This window comes from Bacillus sp. 7_6_55CFAA_CT2, from assembly GCF_000238655.1.
GTDB lineage: Bacteria > Bacillota > Bacilli > Bacillales > Bacillaceae_G > Bacillus_A > Bacillus_A cereus.
The window spans coordinates 1,400,050-1,423,747 of sequence record NZ_JH414708.1 but is presented as its reverse complement, the minus strand read 5'-3'; the positions used below and the strand labels follow the sequence as shown (position 1 = coordinate 1,423,747).

Below are 23,698 nucleotides of genomic sequence, written 5' to 3'. Positions count from 1 at the left end.
GGTATGAAAAAAAGAATTCTCCTTACAAAATTTAGCAGATTAACATAAAGACATCTAAATTACTACCTTTATCGCCATCTATTGTTGACATCATATTTACCAACTAAAAAAAGAACCTATCAAGGGCTCTTTTTATTATAATCATTCAAATTTCAATTCTATCTTAATACTGAAATTTCCACACAAATTACATCTGCTTTTTGCTCCCAATTATTGAATTAATAATATAGCACATCAAATTTATTAATTCTTATCTCCAATTAGTTTAAATTAGTGAATAAAATTCAATCATATAAAAATAATAAATACAACTAATCGTTATATATTAAAGAGGTGTCAATTTTGTCCTTAAATGAAGAGACCTTAGAAACTAAGACAGATAAAACCATTGAAAAGATCCAAACAAGTAACTTAAAAGAACTTAAAAATACATTAGATAACATCTTTGATATTAGTGCAGATTTAATTGAACATCCTTTGCAATTAAAAACAAACACGAATATTTTACTATATTATTTCGAAGGCCTTACAGATGGTGTTGCATTAAAAACCAATGTTGTTACACCATTATTACAAGAAGTAAATGAAGACAGTCAAATATTTAATTCTAATATTATTGCTACTCATACCAAAATAGTATATACATGGAATGAAATTAAAGAAGGATTACTTGAGGGGCAATGTGTACTGTTTATGGAGGGAGAAAAGCGTTCACTTCTAATAAATACAAAAGGCTGGGCAGAGAGAGCAATTCAAGAGCCAATTTCAGAAGTTACTATAAAAGGATCCCATGATGGATTTATTGAAAATGCCACAAAAAATATAGGTCTTATCCGTCGATATATTCCTTCTACAGAGTTAAAAATCAAAAAGCTGACGATTGGAGAAAGAGCCACTTCTTTAGTCTATTTAATTTACTTAGGTGATGTAGCAAACGCAGATGTAGTCCAAGAAATTGAAACCAGAATCTGTAAAATCAAAACAGATGCGGTATTAAGTATTGGAGAGCTATCTAATTATACAAAAGATCAAAATTGGACTCCTTTTCCACAGGCGTATTTAAGCGAGCGCCCAGACGCCATTTCAAATCATATACTTGATGGGAAAGTAGCAGTATTAATGGATAGATCCCCTGGTGCAATGGTTGTTCCGATGAATTTGATTGGATTTTTTCAAACCCCAGATGACTATAATATTCATTGGCTCATCGCATCATTTTTTCGCTTATTACGATTTGCAGGATTTATTATAGCTATTTTTTTACCCGCATTTTATATTGCTATAGTCTCTTTTCACTTTGAAATTATTCCTATAGACTTATACACTTCTATTGCAACATCAAGAGTCAAAGTCCCTTTCTCCCCCTTATTGGAAGCTTTTATAATGGAAATTACACTAGAAATGCTACGTGAAGCTGGCATTCGCTTACCACAACCAATTGGACAAACTATTGGAATCGTTGGAGGGATTGTAATTGGACAGGCAGCTGTTCAAGCTGGTCTTGTTAGTAACGTTATGGTTATTATCGTATCTATTACAGCCATTGCTTCATTTATTGTTTCTAATTATGATTTATCAAGTTCTATACGCCTTATCCGTTTTCCAATGATGTTATTGGCTTACTTTTATGGGATTGTAGGTATTGTTAGTGGATTAATGCTCTTATTTGCTCATTTTGTTTCACTAACTTCCTATGGTTCACCATACGGAATGCCAATCGCACCATTTCGTCTCCAAGAGTTAAAAGATTCTTTTGTAAGATTTCCTATTTCGATGATTACCACCCGCTCGAGTACAGGACAGCCGAAACAAAGAAAGAAAAAAGAAGGTGGTTAACATGGGGAATCTTAAGTTCCAAAAAGTAACTTTATTCGAATTTATTATTTTCATTCATTCGCTGCAACTCGCATCTGGTATGTTAATTATGCCAAGCCCACTTGCTACTACTGCTGGTACAGATGGCTGGATTTCGATCATTCTCGGATGGATAGTTACTTCTATAATCGGTGTATTTATTATATTAATGTTACAAAAAAATCCTAACAAAAATTTCTCACAAATCTTAAAAACATACTTTGGTAAATGGATAGGGACAATTCTTTTTCTTGCATATGCCTTTTATCTATTTTTTGCTGGATTTAATACTTTATTAAAGGCAACTGATATTGTAAAAGTGTGGATATTCCCTTCCACTCCTGCTTATCAAATCACCATATTATTACTATTACCTTTTATTATTTTAGCCCTGAGTGGGTTAAGGGCTCTTACTAGTTATTCTATGCTTGTTTTCTTCTTCACTACTTGGATGCCGCTATTTCTTCTTTTTTCACTAAAGACTAACTACAATCCTTTACACCTACTACCTATATTTAAAGAAGGATTATACCCTATTGTAAAGGCAACAAAAGAAACCATTACTCCTTATGCTGGCCTAGAAATTGCATATTATATATACCCATTCTTACAAAAAAAACAAAAAGCCATAAAAGGACTACTAATAGCGAATACTGGAACCATGTTTTTCTATCTATATGTTACTATCCTTTCTTATATATACTTTAGTCCAGAAGGGATAAAAGATGTAATCTGGCCAGTATTTCATCTGTTAAAAGGGGTTCGTTTTTCTTTCATGGAACGATTAGAAATTATATATATCGCTTACTATTTAATTGTATTTTCCACTACAATATATCCGTATTTATTTTTCAGTTTTGAATCTGTGACCATTTCACTTCAAAAAAACGCCCGCAATTGGGCGCTACTTGCTTTTATGTTACTTATAGTTGGCCTATTTATTTTCCTAAATCCCGATGTGGATCAATATTTGTTTATATATTCTCTTATGGATATCTTAAATGTCGTTTTCTTTATTCTATTACCAATCTTATTTTTCGCTTACAGTATTCTTTTTACTTGGATTACTAGGAGGAAACAACTTTGATTCGAAAATGGATATGGATTGTAATTTGTTGTGTATATATAATTGGTTGTAGTCAGAGAATTCCTCTTGAGAAGGTTTCATTAATCCTGTTAATTGGCTTGGATAGAACCCCTAATGGAGACATAAAAGTTGGAACAAGCATACCACTCTTTCATCATAAACAACCAAAAAGTACTATAGAACATTGGACACAAGCATCAACTGTATATACTGGATTCAGTAAGATAGATACAAAGTTAACAGGCTTTATGACAGCTTCCAAAGCTGAAATCATTTTAATTGGGAAAAAATTAGCGCAAGAAGCAAATTGGTTGCAGGAGCTTGATTCTTCTTACCGTGATCCTTACGCTACCATTAATGCTAAAGTAGTACTTGTAGATGGACCTGCAGAAGAAATTTTTAAAATTCATAAGCCTAGTAAACCATCACTTTCATCTTATATAAATGGTGTAATTGAATCGTCAATTCAAAATAACCAATCCGTCTCTTCTACAATTCAACAATTAATGAGAGAACAAAATGAAGAAGGAATGACGCAAGCTGTTCCAATTATCAAAAAAACAAAGAATGAAATCGACACAGTAGGAATTGCATTTTTAAATCGAAAAGGGAAATATTTAACTCATATCCCTAAAAAAGATGTTAAATTTTTCAATCTTATAAATAAGCAAAAAAGTAGCGGGCGAATGATACTACACCTTGCGCTTCCTCCTAAAAAGTCCAACAAAAAAATAAACACTTCTATCTTCGTACAGAACGCGACAAGGAAGGTATTTGTTAATTTTCAAAACGGAAAGTTTGTATTTAATCTCGATATATATGCTAATGTAGCTTTAATAGAAAAAACCAATGCGAATTTAATTAAGGGGCACTATGATAATAAAAAAAATATAAATAATTTAAAAAGTGCCATTCAAAAAGAAATTAATAATAATTTACAAAATATGTTGTATGAAATACAGCAGAATAAAATTGATCCAATCGGATTATCCCTATATGCTAGAGCATTTCAATATAAAGAGTGGAAAAAAGTAAAAGGAGATTGGTTGCAAGCGTTAGCAGAGGCTAAAATAAATGTAAAGACACACGTCAAAATAAAAGATACTGGGACCATTAGAAATTAGTCTAATATTTAATAGCATTTCTTAATAGAATTTTCCCTCTTCAATAATTATTATGTAAAAGATACTAATTCAAAGAAAGATCTAATGGTTAAATGCTAACTACTAGATCTTTCTTTTTATCTAAGTATTTTTTTAGGATTACAATTTTCCTATAGTAAACAAGCACAGGTTTCTAAATTAAGTTACTGCAGAAAATATAACTCTGGCGCAATATCCCTACCAGCTTTCATTCCAATAGTAACTCCATGATATAACATCAAAGATGAAATCCCTCAACTTAGGTATTTGACTTTTTAAATTTATACAAATGTCTTAGCTCTATGTACTGTGATATATAGGTCCACATCAATATGTTATTGCATCATATACTGAACAGATAATTTAAATTACTTTTATAAAGGATGATGAGGATGAACCTAGAAGATATACAAAAATCCTATGGCGTAATTGTAAGTTTAGGAGGATTGTGTCAAGTCACCAACCAAATCAAAAGACACAATTTAAGAACATTTTCTGGACCTTTAGATTGGTTTTATTATCCATCACTTTCAGATGTAAACAGATTACTTCAAAATCGATTTAAAAAATTTATGAAGTTGGAAAATATGATTATAGAAGGTTCAGAAAGTTACGGTCTTATTGAATCAGAATTTGATAATCAAATTAAATGGGCAGAACGAATTACCTACTGTATAAAGGACACTTATTATAATTGTTTTTCAATGCATGATTTTCCTATTAATTCAGAAAATGATTTGAAATCAACCTATCCTTCTTTTAAAGCTAAATTAGACACTAGAATTAATCAATTCCTTGAAAAAATAAATAGTAGTGAATCCATTTTATTCATTAGAATTTGGGGAAATCGAGATGAAGCGGTTGAATTACAAAACGTATTATCTAAAATTACAAATAAGAATTTTAATATCCTTATTGTTAATTTCAAGGAGGGTATATCTAATATTGTTGAACAAAATTGGGGAATATCGCGGGTTTGTTCAATTGAACTCCCACGTTATCAGGATAGATGGGAAGGTGATGATTCCGATTGGGATGTTATTTTAAACAAAATAACATTAACTTAATAATTTTCTTCTTACTTTTAACATGATTTGGCCCGTAAAATCAAATAGGTGTAGAGAAATAAAATTCCTGTCTAATTGATACACACTTAATTAACAAAACGTTCATATAATAATTCGTAAGTCCTTCTTTATTGAATAAATAGTTCTTTACAAAATTAGTTCTATCACTAGAGCACCTTTATGTGGTGCTCTTTTTTGAATTTATAAAATGTAAAAATAGTTGTTCCATTTTCCTTCAAATGGCTAATTCTCTTTGTTATTCTTCTGTTGATTTCTGTATAATCATTTATGCGATCAGCATATTCTGCTTATGTAGTGCATTCACGACTACTTACTTCCATACTTTATCTTATATTTTGTCTTCTTGGATATTTCATTATAAGCTTCTTCAATTCCCTTGATTTCCTTCCCCTTCTTTTATCTTAAGAACAAGCAATTTCTTTCATTAATATTAAATAAACTAAAGCATAGATTTTAAAAGAACCTAATTTACATATAATTAATGATAAACTACAATGTGTATTCTCCACGTTTAATCAACATCTGAATTATAAATCTAACATATTTTTTTTAGTTGATTGTCATTATGGTACAACCGTGTATACATTTACCAAACAAACTACATAGTTTAAATTAGTAAAATATATTGAGAGGAAGGAAATAAATCTATGAAAGTCATAATTTTGTGTGGCGGAAAAGGGCTTCGGATGCAAGGAATTTTAGAGGACATTCCCAAACCATTAGTTCGAGTTCAAGGAAAGCCTCTCCTCTTGCATATAATGAATTGGTATAGAAAATATGGACATTCTGATTTCATTTTGCCCTTAGGATATAAAGGTGAGAAAATTAAGGAATATTTTATGGACTTTAGCTGGAAAGAGAATGACTTTAGTTTGAATTTTAAAACCAGTCAATATACGCTACTTCAGAAATTAGAAAATTGGAATATACACTTTATAGATACAGGAATTGATACAATGACCGGGGCAAGACTAAAAAAACTTGAATCCTTTGTACAGGGTGAAACCTTTTTATTAACTTATGGTGACGGATTAGCCAATATAGATATTGATCAACTAATAGCATTCCATAAAGAAAAAGGAAAAATTGCTACATTAACTGGAATTAAAAAAAATAGTCAATACGGCCTATTGGCGGTCGAAGATGGAATTGCTATTGATTTTAAAGAAAAACCATTACTTGATGAAGTAATTAATGGCGGTTTTTTTGTATTTAACAAAGAAATATTCGATTATTTAAGTAATAATGATGATTGTGTTCTAGAAGAAGATCCTCTTCGAAATTTAATAAAAGACAATGAGCTCGCAGTCTATGAACACAATGACTTTTGGGCTAGTGTCGATACACCTAAAGATTTAAAAACTGTAAATGAAAGTTGGAATCCAAATAAATTTTAGTGGAGAGGACTGAATAAGCATTGAACTCTAATGATAAAAAAATAAGTTTACCTCGATTGTATATCCCCTCTAATGAGAAAATAGTTAACCCACTTTCAACAGGAATTAAAGCTTCAAATCTCTCCAAAAAAAATACTCAAAAAAGAATTGATCCCCAATTCTATAATCAACAACATGATCTAAATAATCATTTCTGCGTCATTGTAGGTAGTGAGTATGTCTTGAAAATTATTGCTTTACAGCAATCATTAATGCAGTACTCAGAAAAATTCACATTGTGGATTTGTTGTATAGATCCTTTTGCATATTCACTATTAAAAGAAATGAGTTTAATTAATGTAAACCTTTTACAAGTTGAAGAATTGGAAGATCGTGAACTAAAAGCAATTAAGAGAAAAAGAAAAGTAAATGAATATTGTTGGACTTTAAAATCTGTCTTGATAGAATATTTATTGGTCAATTATGATTTACCATCTATTCTATATTGTGATGGTGATTTATGCTTTTTCTCTGACCCTAATATTATTTTTGAGGAATGGGGTGACCATTCTATTTTCCTAACCCCCCAAAGAGATCGTGATTGGGTAGAAAAAATGTATGGAAAATATCAGGCTGGTCTAATTGGATTTAAGAATGATCTCTATGGACTAAAAAGTGTAAGATGGTGGAAAAATAAATGTATAGATTGGTGCAGTGCCGAGGCTGAGGAAGGGAAATTTGGAGACCAAAAGTATTTAGATTATATCCCTATATATTTTCCAAAAGTAAAAATTTCAAATAACTTAGGTATAAATGCTGCGCCTTGGAACTGTATATATAATAACGATTATAAAATTGACAAGACTAAAAACGATATATTTATTGAAAACGACAAACTAGTTGTTTACCATTTTGCATGTATTACTATCTTTACTGAAAATGATTTTGATCTTTGGTCTTTGGGAGAAATTTCAATACCCAATAATATATTAAACCATATTTACACTCCGTATTTAGAGAGAATTCAATTTGTTTTAAAGCAATTAAAGGATAAATTCAATAAAGATACTAAACAATTTTTAAGTAAAAAAGATATAAATAAAGCTCAAACTTTATATAAAGATTCACAATTAAGAAGAAAAATGAATCAATCCAATCATTTTATGAACTTTTCCATGATTATAAGTAAAGAACGATTAATTCAAGGATTGACCTCTTATTATTCCTTAGAAAATTTCAACGCTAAATTTACTGTATGGATTTGTTGTATGGATGATTTAACTTATCAAATATTAGAGAAATTAAAATTAAAGCACGCCATACTAATTCCGGTAAAAGAAATTGAAAATCATGAGCTCCTCAGTATAAAAAATGATAGAAGTTTACAAGAATATTGTTGGACATTAAAAGCGCCCCTATGTCTACATGTCCTTAGTCTTTATCCGGAAGTTGATCACATTATATATTGTGATGCTGATATGTATTTCTTTACAGCACCGAATATCATTCTTGATGAATGGTGGAAGTACTCTGTATTCCTTTGCCCTCAAAGAAGCTCTACTGAAATTGAAAGCATACACGGTATATACCAAGCTGGTTTAGTAGGCTTCAAAAATGATCAAAATAGTAAAGAAATTTTAACATGGTGGAAAGATAAATGCCTAGAATATTGCAATAATCAATATGATGTTGAAATGAATAGATGGGGTGACCAAAAATATTTAAATCACATTCCTAACATCTTTTCTAATATAAAAATCATGACTCATAAAGGTATTGATGCAGCACCTTGGAATGTCATTTTAAATAGCAGTTCTATATCCAAAACAGATAATAAAGTTTTTATTGATCAAGATGAATTAATAGCTTTTCATTTTGGAAGTATGCAAATTATTAATCCAAATGAGTTTGATTTATGGAAACAAGAAACTTTAGAATTACCTCCAGCAGTTTTAAATTATATATACATTCCTTATATTGAACAATTGAACAAGACATGTCATACCCTTCATAATACTTTTCAAAAATCTCCCTCCTCTTTATTTGCTGACCAAATTGATACAACAACAATAAAAAATTATTTTAAATACCCCTCCCCTCATCACAATTAAGACTGATACTTTCCTTATTTAAAAATAAATCTATTTATTTCAGCAACTAAAAATACATCTTAATAAAGGATAGATTATCACTATGATTGCTTCATTTAAAAATAAAACTTTCCTTATTACTGGTGGATACGGTTTTATTGGTTCTCACTTGGCACGAAGACTTTTAAATTTACAAGCAAAAATTGTTCTTTTCATAAGAACACCATCAAACTCTTGGAGACTAGAGGATATTCTAAAATATATTGAAACCTATGAAATAGATATACGAGATAAAAAACAAGTACAAGATGCAATAAAGAAAATTAATCCCGATTATATCTTTCACCTGGCAGCCTATGGTGTAAATTCTGCCCATACAGATTACATCCATGCTATAGAAACAAATGTTATAGGGACTTGTAACATTATTCAAGCAGCAAAATTGGTGAATTGTAAAAAAATCATCAATTTTGGGAGTAGTTCTGAATACGGTAACAAGATGGAACCTATTCATGAAAATATGTTACTAACTCCTGTGGACATCTATGGAAGTACCAAAGCTGCTGCTACTATACTCGCCCATCAAATTGCTAGCGAAAACAATACTAATCTTATAACATTAAGACCTTTTGGCATATTCGGAGAAGGCGAAGAGCCGCATAAAATTTTTAGCTATATAATCTTGCGAGTATTACAAAACAAAGATGTAAATTTAACTTTATGTAATCAATTAAGAGATTATTGTTATATAGAAAATGTAATAGATGCCTGTATCCTAGCAGTAGAAAATACTACTGTACAAAATGAAATCTTTAATATTGGGAGCGGCACTATTCACCCCTTGAAACATTATGTAGAATTATTATTCAAACATTTGAAAACCAATTCCAGACCAAATTACGGTGCAATTTCCTCTAGAACAAATGAAAGATGGGTTCCTGAAGCGGATGTGCAAAAAATAAAAAACTCTCTTTCCTGGGAACCTAGAATTAATATTGAAGAAGGAATTATAAAAACTGTTAATTGGTATAAAAATAATAAACATTTATACCTAACTCCCTAAAAATAGGGTACTAAAGGAGGTGGACTAATTGTTAAACCAAAACTTTAATAATGCTTTTTACGGAAAAAGAATTTTAATTACTGGACATACTGGTTTTAAAGGTTCTTGGTTATCCCTATGGTTGAATGAATTAGGTGCTGCTGTAATCGGATATTCATTAGATCCTAAAAATAAAAATGATAACTTTAACATTACTAACCTTCAAAATAATATAATTGATATTCGTGGAGACATTAGAGATTTTAATAAATTAAATAAGGTTTTTACAGATTATAAACCTGAAATTGTATTCCATTTAGCTGCCCAACCTCTAGTTAAGTATTCATATGAATATCCTAGAGAAACATACGAGGTAAACGTTGTAGGAACTATAAATGTACTAGAGGCAATTCGATTACATGAATCAGCTAAAATAGGAATTATGGTGACAAGTGACAAGTGCTATGAAAATAAAGAATGGCCTTGGGGTTATCGTGAAATTGACCCTATGGGCGGCCATGACATATATAGCTCAAGCAAAGGATGCTGCGAACTTTTAATTTCTTCCTATCGTAATTCTTACTTTTCAGAAGAAAAATTTTCTCAACACAAGAAAATAATTGCAAGTGTTCGAGCTGGTAATGTAATTGGTGGTGGTGATTGGTCAATAGATAGAATTATTCCCGATTGTATACGAGCATTAGAATCAAACAAAAAGATTATTATTAGAAATCCTACTGCTATTAGACCCTGGCAACATGTACTAGAACCTTTAAGCGGGTATTTACTCCTTACAGAAAAAATTATAAATAATGGTATCCTTTTTTCAGGAGCATGGAACTTCGGGCCATCCCTAAGCAATATTGTTTCAGTAGAAAAATTAGTGACCAGTTTACTAGATATTTGGGGCTGCGGGGATTGGACAGCAGAAAATATAGGTCCAATAAATTTTCATGAAGCAAATTTACTAAACCTTGACATTAGCAAAGCAAAATTCAATCTTAATTGGCAGCCAAAATGGTCCCTACAACAGACTTTAGAAAATACAATAGAATGGTATAAACATTATAATTCTTACACCAGTTCTGAGATGAGAAATCTATGTATTAGCCAAATCAAACAATATTGCATGCTTTGAACTACTCCCACTTACCCATACTTGCTGTGAGTTCCTTATGGAGGGAGTCTTCTTGGCTAAAATGATAAAATAAAACAAAACCATACGTAAGATAATTTTACCATTACAAATAATGACATAGTCTGTTTCACCTTTTACATTATCTAAAAAAGAACCTGTAGGAATTCTTACAAGTTCTTTTTTATTTCCTTTATTCTCTTCTTATTTACATACGCAAGATTTATACATTTGGTGGGATACATACTATATTTATCCGATAAAATAATCTAAAAATTAACACATAATTGATCGTTTTAGGAAAAAGAAATTTCATAAATCTTCAAACACAGTTTCTTAGTTCACCTAATAGAACGTATAAAGACTCATATCATCTTTTGATTATTTTTGGATGTTTTATTCTACGTATATTCGACACGAATTGATTGTTTTTTATGAATTTTCTTGAAAAATATTGTAATATCACTCCATTTTTTCTTCTATTTTGTTATGATGTTTATAATTAAATTGGATTAGGATTTTTTTAGAAAATGGGGGCGTATATTATGAGTGTCTCAGTAAAAGGAAATGAGCAATTAACCTCTCTATTGAACGACTGGTATCGATCTATGCTATCTCAGCAAGTTATAAAAGCTACTAATCTAAAAAAGAAAATTGATGAAAAAATTAGTAAGTTAAGCATTGAACCGAATCAAGAGCATCAGGATCAAAATTTGTTACTATACTATTCACTACTCGAATTTCGTTACAAGGTCTTAACAGATAGCCTTGGTATTCAACAAAATAGTTTTGATACTATTAGCGATTATGATATGCCTACAGATCAATTTCTACAATTCTATTATCATTTTTTCAAATCCATTCATTCCACTTTTATATCAAATTATACTGAGGCAGAGGAACATTATAAACTAGCAGAAAAAATATTGGTAGCTATACCAGATGAAATTGAACACGCCGAATTTTACTATAGAATTGCTACTTTCTATCACCATACCTATAACAATCTCGCTTCTATCGAATACGCAAATAAATCGAGAGCAATCTTTTCAAAGTACGAAGGTTATGAAGTAAAAACAGCCTTTTGTAATAGTTTGCTAGGTGGTTGCTGCATCTATTTAAAACAGTACGAACAAGCAGAAGAATATCTACATTGTGCAATTGATTTACTACAAAAAAATAGGGAAGAAGATTCCTTGTTATACGTAAAAAATACTATGGGGTGGCTGTATTCTGATCAAAGTATGTCTACTTTAGCTATTCGTCACCTTTCAGAAGTAACAGAGAAAATCCCTACACACTTCAAGGCCATCTTCCTACAAGCTAAGGAACATTATAAGTTAGGAGAACAATCAACGGCCAGCCAACTCATTGATAAGGGACTACAGATTTGCAGAGAGATTCATAACGAAGAATATACACACCACTTCTCTATTTTAAAAAAATTAAATGAAAATATTCCATTGGAAGAATTAGAAAAAATCATTCAAGAAGGAATCTTATACTTTGAGGAAGAAGAATTATGGGAATATGTTGTCGAATACGCCGAATTATTTGCCACAAAATGTAGACAATTAGAGAACCACCAAAAAGTAAGTGACTATTTCCATATTTGTTATCAAGCAAGACAAAAATCAATCGCAAAAGGAGTGTTAAAATAATGAAAAAAATTAGCTTATTATTATCAAGCATTGCTTTTATTGGGGTATTAACGGTGGGAATTTTTCAGTTTTCTAAAACAGATCAGCTTGCTACTCATGGGCATTATCCTGCTCCTTCATATAGTGTTGGCGATTATGGTGGTGCACCACCACAAATTTAATGTAAATGTATTTAAAAACCCTCCATTTGGAGGGTTTTTAAATGGCTTATCTGCCTGTTCAATACGCATAGAGAGTACATATTATACTTATTTACTATGTTATAAGATTTTTCATTTCCACTCTGTAACAAGATTCTAGCATTCTCTCCTAGAATCTCAACTTAAATCTTAAATCCACCAATTAACTCTTGAAGTTCTTCCGCCATCTGTGCTAATTGTATTGCTGAAGAATTTATCTCTTCCATAGAAGCATGTTGTTCCTCAGATGAACCAGCTATCGTTTGCATACTTGAAGAATTTTCTTTTACAGCCATAGCTATTTGATCAATCGATGTATCGACTTTCATTGCATCAGTAGTCATTGTATTAGATAGTTCCACCATATCATGCACTTTTGACACAATATCATTTGCAGATTTTGAAATCTCATAAAAACTTTGTTTTGTATCATTCGCAACCTTAATTCCCGACTGTACTTCTACGCCTACTTCATTCATAGCTTTTACAGTCTCATGTACGTCTGCTTGTATTTCTTTAATTAAACTTCCAATTTCCATTGAAGATCCGGATGATTGCTCCGCCAACTTTCTAACTTCATCGGCAACAATTGCAAATCCTCTCCCCTGTTCCCCAGCTCTAGCTGCTTCAATCGCTGCATTTAATGCTAATAAATTTGTTTGTTCCGCAATATTTTGAATCGCTTCTAATATACTGCCAATTTGCTGTGATTTCTTATCTAATAATTTTATGACATTATCGGATTGAGAAACAGAGTGATGGATAGACTGCATTTGTGTTACAGTTTGTTCTACTAATTGTTCACCTTCATTTGCTTTTTGTTTAGTGTATATGGATGAAGCCGATACTTCAGAAGCATTCTCAGCTACGTATTGAATATTTCGTGTTACCTCACCAATTAATTCAGCTCCAGACTCAACTTCATTATTTTGAACCTCTGCACTGTTCGAGATTTCTTCCATCTCTTTTGTAATTTGTTCTGTCGCAACACTTGCTTGCTCTACACTAGCAGTTAGTTCCTCAGAAGACGCAGCTACATGTCCTGCAGATGTGTTAATTTGAGAAATAATATTACGTAACGACTCTGCCATTGTATTGAAACTACCACCTAATTGACCAAGTTCATCCTTTGAACGAATATCTATTTTCTCGGTTAAATCTCCTTGACTAATTCTTTGAGCTGAAATGACTAATTGTCTTAGTGGAGTAATTATAGATTTGAGTATGAATAGAATTACAATTCCACCTAACAATAATGAAGCACCTATTATAGTGAGCGTTTTATAAAAAATAGGATTGGTAGCTTCTTCAATTTCTTTCGTAGGCATTACGCCAGCTATTTTCCAACCTGTTTTTTTATTTGTCTTAAAGCTTATATTTCGATCTTCACCATTGAGGCTATAAGTAATTACTCCATCTTCTGTCTTGTACAATTCATCCACTAAAGTTTTATCTAATTTCTCTCCAGGTTTTAGTGATGGATGAACAACTATAGTTTTATCTTGACTAACTATAGATACAAATCCTTGCTTCCCAATTTTTATCATTTTGGATGTTTTTACGATATCTTTAATATTCAAATCTACGCCAATGACACCACTTTTATCTGCATTCTGCTTTGCAATTGCAATTACCATATTTCCTGTAGACTTTGATTTATATGGAGATGAAACAATAATCTCTCCATCTGCTTTTACTGCATCCTTATACCAACTGCTTTCTAGCGGATTAAACCCTTCTGGTATTTTTCCAACAGGTGCATGAATAAATTGATTGTTACTGGATGCCGTATAAATTGTTTCTATCTCTGGATGTAACTGTATATATTGATCAAATTTATTCTGTACATTTTGCGATTGTTCAGGATTATAATCCCCTTGTGTGAGTACCTTTGCAAAATGAGTGATATCTGTATGCTTATTTTCTAATTCATCATCAACAATCTTATCTAAAATACTTATATTATCTTTTGCTGATTGTAGAATTGTTTCATTAAGATCTGTTTTTGCTTTATTATAAGATGATACTCCTACGATAAGGCTTGGTATAATTAATATTGCTATAAATGCCATAGACAACTTCGTTTTAAGCTTTATTTGCCCCAATCTTTCTTTTATATTAAACACTAGCTACTTCTCCTTTTCATTTTTACTACTTATATAGTTTATTTAAATTTTTCTCCTTTACTTTTCCACATTCATTTATGGTACCATTCGAAATGAAACCACAATCACATCCTATTATCCATACTTTATAATTTAGAGATTTAATTTTCACAGACAGAGTTTTATCTGTCCTCCTTTCGAATATGTTATTTTTCTAGATTCAGCAATTATTAGACTACGAATTATTCCAAATAAACTTGATGCAACATATACTTCATTTAAAAAATAATTATTGGATTTGTTTGGATAAAAATCTAGTTTAGCGCTAATCCAATCGGATGAAATTCTTACCATAATACATTCACTAAACATAAATAAGTAATTTTTTTTTTAATACTTATATTTAGCTGCCTTTTAACCATTCTAACTGTATTATTTCATCGTTTTATCTATTTATTAAAACCACTTTTGTATTATTGAATCACTAAACTATAAATTCTAAATAGGAGAATAAAATAAATTAGAGAATTACATTGTAACACATATATATAAGTTGTTAATATTAAAATTTAAAACTTTACTATTTTTCATATGCAATATTACATGCGAAAAGCCATAATTTTTTTGTTATACTATGCATGTGGATTTTTCATCCAAAATCCACCCAAACGCATATTTATATATATGCCACCCTAATTGATGAAAGTGAGAAGAGTGTTTATCATTTTTCTCACTTTTTTATTTAGGCTCTGTTAATATTGATTATTGATAAAAAGTATTAAATAAGGGAAGACACCTTAGAGTTGGTGCTTCCCTTATTTGTTGATTATTCAAATCTAAAATAGGTATTTTCTAAACCTATTCTTTGCTTTAATGTTCTGCCCAAAGCATAATTATTTGGTAATTCTTTTTCAATGACACAAATAATATAACCTGCTTTTCCTGTTGTTAAATTAGTTAGTTGTAAGTAGTTAGTGTTGTCGTAGATATAAGAAATAATATATTCATAGAAATTATTTTCTTTATCTTCTCTATTCATACCAACATTGTACAACCTAACTCTTGCTCCTACCCAAATTTCCTCATCATCATCAACATTACTTAAAGGCATCCATTTCGAGTTATCCAATATTTCACCCTTTTCTTAATTCATTCGTTTATACACGAATGTTGCTAGACACAAACTATCATAAGCATCCGTCATTTCATTGATTAGACGACCACCGACAGAGAAAAAAGACTCAACATAGCTTTTTACCCATTGAAACACTTGCTCTTTTAGTTATTTTTACATTTTGAATCTACGAAAATGAATTCCCTTATAAAAACTCTAACAGAGAATCTTCCTTCCAAATTTCACCTAGGGAATTATTTGTTTTCCAAAAAACCTACCAACATCTTTATCAACTCATTTTAGAATATTTAAACAATAATTCCATATACATTACCTGTATAAATTATTCATTTTCTTTTATATAAGACCTACCTTTTTACTTTTAATAGATTATTAGACATTGGATTATTATACATAAATCCCAAAAACATGCGGTATTTTGTAGAATTTTGTCTATCAATATGTATGTACACCCTTTTGTAGTGGATATAGACTGTGAGGTGTAAGGAGATACCTTACAAAATAATAAAAAGGAGATTATAGAATGAGTAGATTAACAAAATTCTCAAAGTTAGTATTTGCAACTTTAATTGCGGGAAGTAGTCTAAGCACCTTTGTTTCGTCACACAGTGTACAAGCTGACACCTTAGATCCTAATTACCAAGACAATGTAAAATTCATACCACCTTCTAGTGCTAGGCCAAAATTGGAACAAAAAAACACTATTGTTCCAGAAGCAAAAGTTGTTAAAAACCATTATGTAAAGTACTCTAAAGCACATTTCCAAACTAAAGAAAGTATACCAAAAGAGATTTATTATTCTTCAGAAGGCTTTAAGGGCTATATACAGGCAAGTACCGTTTGGGATATGGGAGATCATTTCGCAACACTATATTCCGGAACCGTTATTCGATGTTAGACTTTTAATCCATTCTCCCCTAATGCTTAAAATGATTAATAACTCACTGCCAATACTGTAATATCTATTGTTCATAAAATAAACCACAAAATCTTTCGATTTCATGGTTTATCAAATATAAAGATAATGCTAAACGAATACTCTAACATTACCTTCCCCAAAGTTAATTATAGAGTATTTTCAAAAAAAAGACACTCTTGTAGTGTCTTTTTTATAGTATTTTAAAAAGAATTCCACCTACTAACACCTTTTTGTTGCGCCTATTCGTTTATTTCAATATGATACTTTTCCATCTCGTATATGCAATAGACAATGATAGCTAAACTCCAACTGACACTATAATAATTATGTGTGTAGAAGTCATAGCCCGCTTTAATACCTTTCTCTATTACAACTAATGTAAATCCTAAAGCCACCCATCTGTTAATTTTCATCTTTATAAACGTTAAAGAGATAATTATTAAAAATAAAATATTTGTAAGATGATTTATCATTAGCTCATATTTTTGAATGTATACTGCCATTATACAAGCAACGATATTAGTCGCAATGCCAAAGGCAATCACCGCTCCCCAAACCCTGTCCAAAAGTCCCACTCCTGAGTCAGTCCCTTCCTAAACAAATATCCCTTTCTTTAATTCGTTCCTACACCCTATTCAAGATATGCTAAATTATCCTTGTCTGATGAATATCTATTTATCTTTTCATATAGAGCAAACAAAATTTCTACTCATAATTTTTTCTTTATTAGACAAACTATGTCTAAGCCGTTTGGACTAACGGCTTCACTCTTCTGGTAATGGGATAGCACAATTTATTGAATTGACTAACTCATTCAACCCACTGGCACCGGCAGGCAACAAAATAGTTGTCTGCCATTTTCATGTATACTTTTTCTAATTTCATTTCAAACCAAGTGTGTGCTGTACTGATTTCAAAAGGACAGAATTTCATTTTTTAAAATGTAAAAAAGATAAGGTCCTGTCTACTTTTGGTATAGGACTTTTTCTTTTCACACATACTATTTTTGAACCTGTTTACCAATACGTGTCCTAATGGTATCTTGAATTCCTCCTAAAAAGGGCTGCAGATACGACTGCATGCCCTTTTATTTACGTTGCTTCTCTATATTGAATAAAATAATTAAAAACTAAAAATGTAATATTACATATTTTTTCTGTTCAGATTATGTTAGGATTTACTTCGTAGTCGAATTATGGTTTCGTATCTAATTCAGCAATATGTGAACTGTTTACCTAAAGAAAAGACACCCAAAAGGTGTCTTTTCTTCTTTTAATCTAAAAAACATTTTTTCTTTTCAGTAAGATCCAATTATCCCTCTAACCTAAACCTCATAATTAAAGGCAATTTAATCATGGTACTCAAGAGTTTTCATCCATTTCAATATACCTATAGCTTAATTTAAAATCACATTTCCAGCACTATATTTGCTTTCCTACAGATTTTCTGTCTTGTTCTTAATTCTGTCAAAATCCTCATGTAGCTATACAAAGAATATATGCTACTATGATATTAAGAAACTATGCGTTCCCTTAACCCTGTATCCGGCCCTGTATTTATTACAGGGTCTTTGTTTATTTTATTTACTTTTATTGGCTTATAAGGGTTAATACACAACCAATTTCAATTAAAACCGTTTAAATGTTAGTTAGGATTTGAAAAAATATATCTATTAACTTTTTTAACAAATGTAATCTAATATTAAATTTCTAAATCTATACTGTACTATACACCAGTTAACACTATATAAATAGTATTAACTATCTTAATTGAATATTAGTAATAGTAAGTATAAATATTATCAATTTACTACATCTTACATTTATGTAAAAATAAATACATGTTAAGCTTTTTCAAAATCTTTCCCCTAATAAAGATTTGAAGTAGCATTTCATGATTCTCCTTACTGTTAATATGCCTTGAAAAAGAACCCTATAGGGTTCTTTTTCTTCTCATTATAACCTCAGTAAGTCCTTATTTAACATGCAAAAAGGACTGCTAATTATTTGCAGCCCTTTTACACGTTAATATACACTTGTATTACATGCTTAAAACTTTATTGTATTAGGTATTTATACCAACTAAACATGCCATTATCATTTAGATATATAACACTTCAAAGTTTAGAAGTATACAATAACAAATCTTTCCCAGCTTCCAGCTACATAACTAGTAGCTGTTAATTCTCTACCACCATTTGCTGATATATATCTACCATTACTTAGTGCTTGTAATACATATATCCTATTGTCTCCACCATTATATAAAATAAACTTTTCCCATGCACCAATTGATGTACGATCTGCTACTACTCTACCATTTGGCTCAAACGAAACATACTTCCCATTACTTTTAGCTTTTAAAGCGTACGTATATAATTCCCCAGTCGGAATTAATTCGAATTTCTCCCATTCATTAACTGCATTACGATTTGCTATTATATTTCCCGAAGGCTCAGCCGAAACATATTGTAAATTTGCTGCCTGTATAGCAACTGTCCAACTTCCATTTTACTTTAAAGGTTTAAACAATTGTGACCACATTTGTTTGAACCTCCACATTTTTTTCTAAGCTATTCTCTAAAAATCTTATTTTTCGTTGTAAATAAACCTGATTGGTACTCTTTATGCAAAAGAAAAGATGGAATCTTCTATTCAACTCCACCTTTTTTCGAAATAAAAAGCATCTAATTCTATTTGAATTAGATGCTTACATTTAGTCCTTAGGCCTAATATTCTAAACTATTTACGCGTTTGTAAATCTTTTTTTATTACATCCCAGAGTGAATTATCTTGACGCATCGGTTTACCCTCTTCATCCCATTTTATTTTTCCTGTTCCCAATTCATAATTCATCCCTGTCCATGTGTCTTCACGGAATGCATAGAATGATTTATGCCACCCTTTTTGGTTAAAGATAGAAATAAGATCTTGCATGTATTGGGTAGCACCTGGAACAGTACGGTTAATTCCAAACTCCTCTGCAATAATTCGATTAGATGGTACATGATTTTTCTTAGACCATTGTTGGATTGGCTTCAAAAACTTCTCTAATCCCTGCTTATTCCACATTACAGGTTTCTCTAAGTCTCCTACTTTTACTAATCCTGGATATTGATATTCTTTATTTTTCTTTTCACCTTGACTCGTTAATTCATATGGTTCATACATATGAAATGCGTAAAGCGTTTTTTTATCTTTTACTGGCTTTAAGTATTTAAAGGCCCATGGAGTAGCATATAAACCTGAATCTAAAATAACCGGTGTTTCTTGATCTACTTCACGAATGGAATTGATTACCTTTTGATAAAATCTGTTTAAATCCGCTGTGGTTCCCTCCACTTTTGCATACCATTTCTCGTAATCTTCCGTCCAAAAATCATTATATCTATTATTTTTAGCTGTTTCTGGATGTGGTTCATTTATAATATTATAACCAACCACCGCGGGGTGATCTTTTAGTTCCAGAGCGAGGTCCTTCCAAAATTGACTTGCTTGTTCTTGATACTTCTCTTCTTCCCATATTCTGTCGTCATTCTTATTATTATTAAATTGGCGCCATCGATCACCAGGTAAGGATAACATTGTAAGAACAACTTTCATTCCTTGTGATTGTGCGGCATCTAAATCCGTCTTTAATTTTTCTAGATCTTCCTTTACTAATCCCTGGTAGTTATCTGCATTACCTATCAGAAAATCCTTTCCAGAAGTATCTGGTTTATCTTCAAATAGAAAATCTTTATCTTTCGCCCATTTATCAGGCGCTAAACGAACATATTCAATATTAGCTTCTTTTGTACTTTTATAGTTTTCAGGTAATGACGTACTATTCATGAAATTAGTACCCTTTCTTTTCGAATCCCAAAAACTAATTTTTGAATCGCTCTTATGATAGGTATCAGCTCTTACATTCATTTCCTGTACTCCAAAACTCATCATGCCTAATAACGCGACAATTAGCAAAATTTTCTTCACAACTTTTCCTTCTTTCTCTTTATATTTTACACACATAGCATACCTTTGTTTTGTTACAGGAATATGGCAATTCCCCCAAAAAAACTTTTATGTTTATAAAGTAGAAATTTATTTATACTAAAATAGAGGGAGATAATTACAAAGTTGTTTCATTGTCTAATAAACAAAAAAGGAATCCTTTACGGATTCCTTTTTGCCTTGCACTCTTTTTCAAATAGTGCATCTTTGCACCCAATTTTATTATAACCTATAATTCACATAAGATAAATAAGATTAATTGAAATTCACTTCTATATTTTCATAAAACATCATAATTCCTTATAATTTTACAGATAAAATAGCATATTTTTAATACTCATCCCTTGAATATTCCTTTAGTTGTTCCATAGCAATCTTTTGCGCATGTTCCTCACTATCTATCAAAGTCAATCCTTGTGATATATAACTCCAAAATTCATATCCACAATCTTCCATCCATCTATACGCTTCTGTTGTGTATAGGCCATCCTTTCTTTTAATGATTTGAACCTTATAGTTTTTACTTGGAGAAAAAAACTCTTGTATAACCTGCTCCATTTATGCAATATCCCCCTAAAATAAGGGCTAGTTTTTTTCACCTAACCCTACTAATATATTTACCCGTGTTTAACCAATCTCATACGTACATCTTCGTCTGCACTATAGAGTTGTAACATATTTAAATCATAATTTTATACCTGATATCTAAAACTCTCAGTTCTTTGAGTCTTATGACCATTCTCAGTTACGCTTGTTAATTTTAATGTTAATTGTAAAGAAGGTACGTCTAACTCGTATGTTCCTTTCATTAGACTATCTCTACTTGGGAAATCCCCATACTTATAAAAAACAAATGTCATATCACCTTTTAAATCGATTATTGTTTTGACTCCTTCTCCTAAATCAATACCATGCTTACCTACAATAGACCTTTCATTCTTAATATACCTAGATGTATTAGAATCGTTTATTTCTAACTCTTCATTAAGTACCAACTATACCTTTGAACATACCTGTTTGGGCTTGGCTCTTGTCTGATTGACTTGAGTTAGGTGAAGATGATTTTGGAACAATATTTGATGAAACGTCTTCACTAGACGAATCAGAAGAACTTTCTACTTTTTTTGTTTCATTCTTTAGTTTTTCAAACACTGGTATCCAAATACGATTACCTTCTGATAGCTTACTGTCTGCCTTTTCAAGTACTTCCTTATCAGCTTCCCTTGAGAAGTCTGGTTTTTTGAATACCTTTTCTACTTCTTCAAAAGATTCCCTATACTTACTGACTGCTTTAAGGACTTCTTTGTAATCTACCTTGTATTTAGAAGGGGCATCTATAGACTCTATCTTATCCAGTACTTTCATATAGTCTTTAATGGAAACTAAGACTTCTTCCCTTGATTTATTACCTTTTTGGTAGTATTTTATTGAATCTTTATAAAAAATTAACCGCTTCACTAAATCTTTCTCCATGTCTAACATATATTGTGGGTAATCCTCTTCTAAAACTCGAATCCTTTGAATATCTTTCTCGTTATCTTTTAAACTAGTAGACTTTTTATCTTGTTCAGTAGCTTTCGCTTTGCTTCTATCTTTGGTGAACCTTGAGTCGTAGCACAACCACCTAATAATATAACCGGAATCGCTAATGTGATTAGTTTCTTTGACTTCATACGTCGTCCCCCTTTAATAATCGTTTTTATTTTCTTCTCTACTTACCTTTTTAGGATTTAATTTATGAATACGAAATCTACCTTCTGCATCATCACTTAAATTCCTTTCTACTTTCTTCTCTGCTTTACGTTTCGCATCAGGGAAATCTTTGTCTATTTCATCAAAAATTGGTTTCCATGTACTCAGTACGTCTATAATTATATTATTTGCTTTCTCGAATTCTTCAGATAGTTCATTATCATTATATAAAGAATATAAGATTTTACAAGACCAGATAAGCAGAGCCGAAAGCAATAATGGAACCTTCTCATCCTTTTGAATCGCAAGTATTTTTGGTGCCCATTCACCAACTACAACATATAAGAAATTTGCAACTATATATTAACGATTTCGGAAAGATTACTAAATAAAGTTATTATTTTTTACTTATGAGTTTTCTCATAGTTTTATTTTCCCGGCAATCTTTCAACTAAATTCACATTACATTAAAATACATAGGAATTAACTTTAATCCCTTTCTTCCTATTTTTTTTACAATATAAGTTTGCATTTTCACGGTGAAAAGGTTTTATTAAAAATGTAAGTTACCTCGCAAGTTTGTATTTTCACATCTCCCGTGAATTTGAACTTGTTTCATCCTATCTATCTTACCTAATTATTTAAATTCCTCCCTAAAAGAAAAAGGCAGCCACCCCAGGCTGTCTTTTTCTTTTATAAAATATAACAGAAGAGGGAATTCGTAAAAAAACAAAATAACGCCAAAAATTTTGGTGAAATAACGAACAGTCGTATGGTTTAATTATTATAATTATGCAACTATCGTAAATAAAAATACAATAGAAAAGATACTAACTCTCGTAAAATTTTAAATCTTAATTTAAGAACATTTTACTATAAAAATAAAATTCTCTTACTATAAAGTATCTTAACTGGTATAATTTATAGAATGACTTAAAGTAAGGAGGTACAAGAGTAATGGAACTTATAATTTCATCATTATTCCTATTTATAATTTTTTTATTTCTTTCATTAGTTTTAAGCGGCAAAGCTCAGCAAGTAGCAAAAGAAGTTCTAAAAGAAATTATTAATGGTCCTGAAGGGAAAATGTTGGTAGGCTTTTTTGGAACCCTATTAGTTATAGGAATATTATTTTTAGTATATTACTTACTAAATAAATAGTATTCCATTACATAAAATTAAGAATACAGTAATTATATCC

The 23,698-nt window shown here is 30.8% G+C and carries 21 protein-coding genes and 1 pseudogene; 12 read left to right on the top strand and 10 right to left on the bottom strand.

Going from position 1 to position 23,698, the window contains the following annotated elements; translation table 11 throughout:
- Window positions 1-342 precede the first annotated feature (342 nt).
- The 10 genes from HMPREF1014_RS07325 (at window position 343) to HMPREF1014_RS31500 (ending at window position 12,636) form a co-directional block, all read left to right on the top strand.
- Window positions 343-1,836, top strand: a complete 1,494-nt coding sequence (locus tag HMPREF1014_RS07325) for a spore germination protein (RefSeq protein WP_000055701.1) — start codon at window positions 343-345, stop codon at window positions 1,834-1,836.
- Window position 1,837: 1 nt separating this feature from the next.
- Window positions 1,838-2,941 (top strand): GerAB/ArcD/ProY family transporter, encoded by a 1,104-nt coding sequence (locus tag HMPREF1014_RS07320; protein ID WP_000527368.1) that lies wholly within the window; start codon window positions 1,838-1,840, stop codon window positions 2,939-2,941.
- The gene (locus HMPREF1014_RS07315; RefSeq protein ID WP_000619978.1) at window positions 2,938-4,065 is read left to right on the top strand and encodes a Ger(x)C family spore germination protein; all 1,128 of its coding nucleotides are present in this window, start codon (window positions 2,938-2,940) and stop codon (window positions 4,063-4,065) included. Before HMPREF1014_RS07320 ends, HMPREF1014_RS07315 begins: the two co-directional genes overlap by 4 nt.
- Window positions 4,066-4,475: 410 nt before the next feature.
- Window positions 4,476-5,150 (top strand): papain-like cysteine peptidase, encoded by a 675-nt coding sequence (locus HMPREF1014_RS07310; protein ID WP_001047150.1) that lies wholly within the window; start codon window positions 4,476-4,478, stop codon window positions 5,148-5,150.
- 668 nt (window positions 5,151-5,818) lie between these two features.
- Window positions 5,819-6,568, top strand: coding sequence for a sugar phosphate nucleotidyltransferase (locus HMPREF1014_RS07305; RefSeq protein WP_000864432.1), 750 nt, complete (start codon window positions 5,819-5,821; stop codon window positions 6,566-6,568).
- Between the two features lie 20 nt (window positions 6,569-6,588).
- Window positions 6,589-8,658 carry a hypothetical protein gene (locus HMPREF1014_RS07300; RefSeq protein WP_001087522.1) on the top strand — a complete coding sequence of 690 codons (2,070 nt, stop codon included), beginning with the start codon at window positions 6,589-6,591 and terminating at the stop codon, window positions 8,656-8,658.
- A gap of 82 nt (window positions 8,659-8,740) precedes the next feature.
- Window positions 8,741-9,700, top strand: coding sequence for an NAD-dependent epimerase/dehydratase family protein (locus tag HMPREF1014_RS07295; RefSeq protein WP_000561950.1), 960 nt, complete (start codon window positions 8,741-8,743; stop codon window positions 9,698-9,700).
- A 28-nt stretch (window positions 9,701-9,728) separates the two neighbouring features.
- The gene (rfbG, locus tag HMPREF1014_RS07290) at window positions 9,729-10,817 is read left to right on the top strand and encodes a CDP-glucose 4,6-dehydratase (RefSeq protein WP_000934336.1); all 1,089 of its coding nucleotides are present in this window, start codon (window positions 9,729-9,731) and stop codon (window positions 10,815-10,817) included.
- Window positions 10,818-11,359: 542 nt separating this feature from the next.
- Window positions 11,360-12,475, top strand: a complete 1,116-nt coding sequence (locus tag HMPREF1014_RS07285; protein WP_000116963.1) for a Rap family tetratricopeptide repeat protein — start codon at window positions 11,360-11,362, stop codon at window positions 12,473-12,475.
- Window positions 12,475-12,636, top strand: coding sequence for a hypothetical protein (locus tag HMPREF1014_RS31500; protein ID WP_000724116.1), 162 nt, complete (start codon window positions 12,475-12,477; stop codon window positions 12,634-12,636). The genes HMPREF1014_RS07285 and HMPREF1014_RS31500 overlap by 1 nt, the downstream gene beginning before the upstream one ends.
- 161 nt (window positions 12,637-12,797) lie before the next feature.
- On the opposite strand, the gene HMPREF1014_RS07275 is transcribed toward HMPREF1014_RS31500, so the two are convergent.
- Entirely contained in the window at window positions 12,798-14,780 is a 1,983-nt protein-coding gene (locus tag HMPREF1014_RS07275) for a methyl-accepting chemotaxis protein (protein WP_000481856.1), read from the bottom strand.
- A gap of 805 nt (window positions 14,781-15,585) precedes the next feature.
- The gene (locus HMPREF1014_RS07270; protein WP_002024558.1) at window positions 15,586-15,870 is read right to left on the bottom strand and encodes a hypothetical protein; all 285 of its coding nucleotides are present in this window, start codon (window positions 15,868-15,870) and stop codon (window positions 15,586-15,588) included.
- A 547-nt stretch (window positions 15,871-16,417) separates the two neighbouring features.
- Here HMPREF1014_RS07270 and HMPREF1014_RS07265 point away from each other — a divergent pair.
- The gene (locus HMPREF1014_RS07265) at window positions 16,418-16,792 is read left to right on the top strand and encodes a hypothetical protein (protein ID WP_000088960.1); all 375 of its coding nucleotides are present in this window, start codon (window positions 16,418-16,420) and stop codon (window positions 16,790-16,792) included.
- Window positions 16,793-17,052: 260 nt separating this feature from the next.
- Here HMPREF1014_RS07265 and HMPREF1014_RS07260 read toward each other — a convergent pair whose 3' ends face one another.
- The 8 genes and pseudogenes from HMPREF1014_RS07260 to HMPREF1014_RS07235 form a co-directional block, all read right to left on the bottom strand.
- Complete coding sequence (locus tag HMPREF1014_RS07260) at window positions 17,053-17,388, bottom strand: hypothetical protein (protein ID WP_025708929.1); 336 nt, start codon at window positions 17,386-17,388, stop codon at window positions 17,053-17,055.
- Between the two features lie 1,548 nt (window positions 17,389-18,936).
- Window positions 18,937-19,323, bottom strand: a pseudogene (locus HMPREF1014_RS07255) (fascin domain-containing protein); the annotation flags it as partial.
- Window positions 19,324-19,554: 231 nt separating this feature from the next.
- The gene (locus HMPREF1014_RS07250) at window positions 19,555-20,823 is read right to left on the bottom strand and encodes a glycoside hydrolase family 5 protein (protein WP_000337842.1); all 1,269 of its coding nucleotides are present in this window, start codon (window positions 20,821-20,823) and stop codon (window positions 19,555-19,557) included.
- Between the two features lie 312 nt (window positions 20,824-21,135).
- A complete protein-coding gene (locus tag HMPREF1014_RS07245) occupies window positions 21,136-21,363 on the bottom strand; it encodes a hypothetical protein (protein ID WP_000438638.1) in 228 nt (75 codons plus the stop codon).
- 134 nt (window positions 21,364-21,497) lie between these two features.
- On the bottom strand, window positions 21,498-21,800 hold the full coding sequence (locus HMPREF1014_RS31840; protein WP_009326654.1) for a DUF3994 domain-containing protein: 303 nt from the start codon (window positions 21,798-21,800) through the stop codon (window positions 21,498-21,500).
- Complete coding sequence (locus tag HMPREF1014_RS29235; RefSeq protein WP_255344388.1) at window positions 21,790-22,278, bottom strand: DUF7018 domain-containing (lipo)protein; 489 nt, start codon at window positions 22,276-22,278, stop codon at window positions 21,790-21,792. The genes HMPREF1014_RS31840 and HMPREF1014_RS29235 overlap by 11 nt, the downstream gene beginning before the upstream one ends.
- Window positions 22,279-22,346: 68 nt before the next feature.
- Complete coding sequence (locus tag HMPREF1014_RS32030; protein ID WP_002204726.1) at window positions 22,347-22,478, bottom strand: hypothetical protein; 132 nt, start codon at window positions 22,476-22,478, stop codon at window positions 22,347-22,349.
- 13 nt (window positions 22,479-22,491) lie between these two features.
- Window positions 22,492-22,773 carry a hypothetical protein gene (locus HMPREF1014_RS07235; protein WP_000947384.1) on the bottom strand — a complete coding sequence of 94 codons (282 nt, stop codon included), beginning with the start codon at window positions 22,771-22,773 and terminating at the stop codon, window positions 22,492-22,494.
- 681 nt (window positions 22,774-23,454) lie between these two features.
- Between HMPREF1014_RS07235 and HMPREF1014_RS07230 the strand changes: the two genes are divergently transcribed.
- Window positions 23,455-23,658 (top strand): hypothetical protein, encoded by a 204-nt coding sequence (locus HMPREF1014_RS07230; protein WP_000420170.1) that lies wholly within the window; start codon window positions 23,455-23,457, stop codon window positions 23,656-23,658.
- Window positions 23,659-23,698: the final 40 nt, after the last annotated feature.

Coding starts and splice junctions, on each gene's coding strand:
- HMPREF1014_RS07270 (WP_002024558.1), bottom strand. CDS start 15,870: ATGCCTTTAAGTAATGTTGATGATGATGAGGAAATTTGGGTAGGAGCA.
- HMPREF1014_RS07320 (WP_000527368.1), top strand. CDS start 1,838: ATGGGGAATCTTAAGTTCCAAAAAGTAACTTTATTCGAATTTATTATT.
- HMPREF1014_RS31500 (WP_000724116.1), top strand. CDS start 12,475: ATGAAAAAAATTAGCTTATTATTATCAAGCATTGCTTTTATTGGGGTA.
- HMPREF1014_RS07285 (WP_000116963.1), top strand. CDS start 11,360: ATGAGTGTCTCAGTAAAAGGAAATGAGCAATTAACCTCTCTATTGAAC.
- HMPREF1014_RS29235 (WP_255344388.1), bottom strand. CDS start 22,278: ATGGAGAAAGATTTAGTGAAGCGGTTAATTTTTTATAAAGATTCAATA.
- HMPREF1014_RS32030 (WP_002204726.1), bottom strand. CDS start 22,478: ATGAAGTCAAAGAAACTAATCACATTAGCGATTCCGGTTATATTATTA.
- HMPREF1014_RS07265 (WP_000088960.1), top strand. CDS start 16,418: ATGAGTAGATTAACAAAATTCTCAAAGTTAGTATTTGCAACTTTAATT.
- HMPREF1014_RS07230 (WP_000420170.1), top strand. CDS start 23,455: ATGGAACTTATAATTTCATCATTATTCCTATTTATAATTTTTTTATTT.
- HMPREF1014_RS07250 (WP_000337842.1), bottom strand. CDS start 20,823: ATGTGTGTAAAATATAAAGAGAAAGAAGGAAAAGTTGTGAAGAAAATT.
- HMPREF1014_RS07310 (WP_001047150.1), top strand. CDS start 4,476: ATGAACCTAGAAGATATACAAAAATCCTATGGCGTAATTGTAAGTTTA.
- HMPREF1014_RS07305 (WP_000864432.1), top strand. CDS start 5,819: ATGAAAGTCATAATTTTGTGTGGCGGAAAAGGGCTTCGGATGCAAGGA.
- HMPREF1014_RS07295 (WP_000561950.1), top strand. CDS start 8,741: ATGATTGCTTCATTTAAAAATAAAACTTTCCTTATTACTGGTGGATAC.
- HMPREF1014_RS07245 (WP_000438638.1), bottom strand. CDS start 21,363: ATGGAGCAGGTTATACAAGAGTTTTTTTCTCCAAGTAAAAACTATAAG.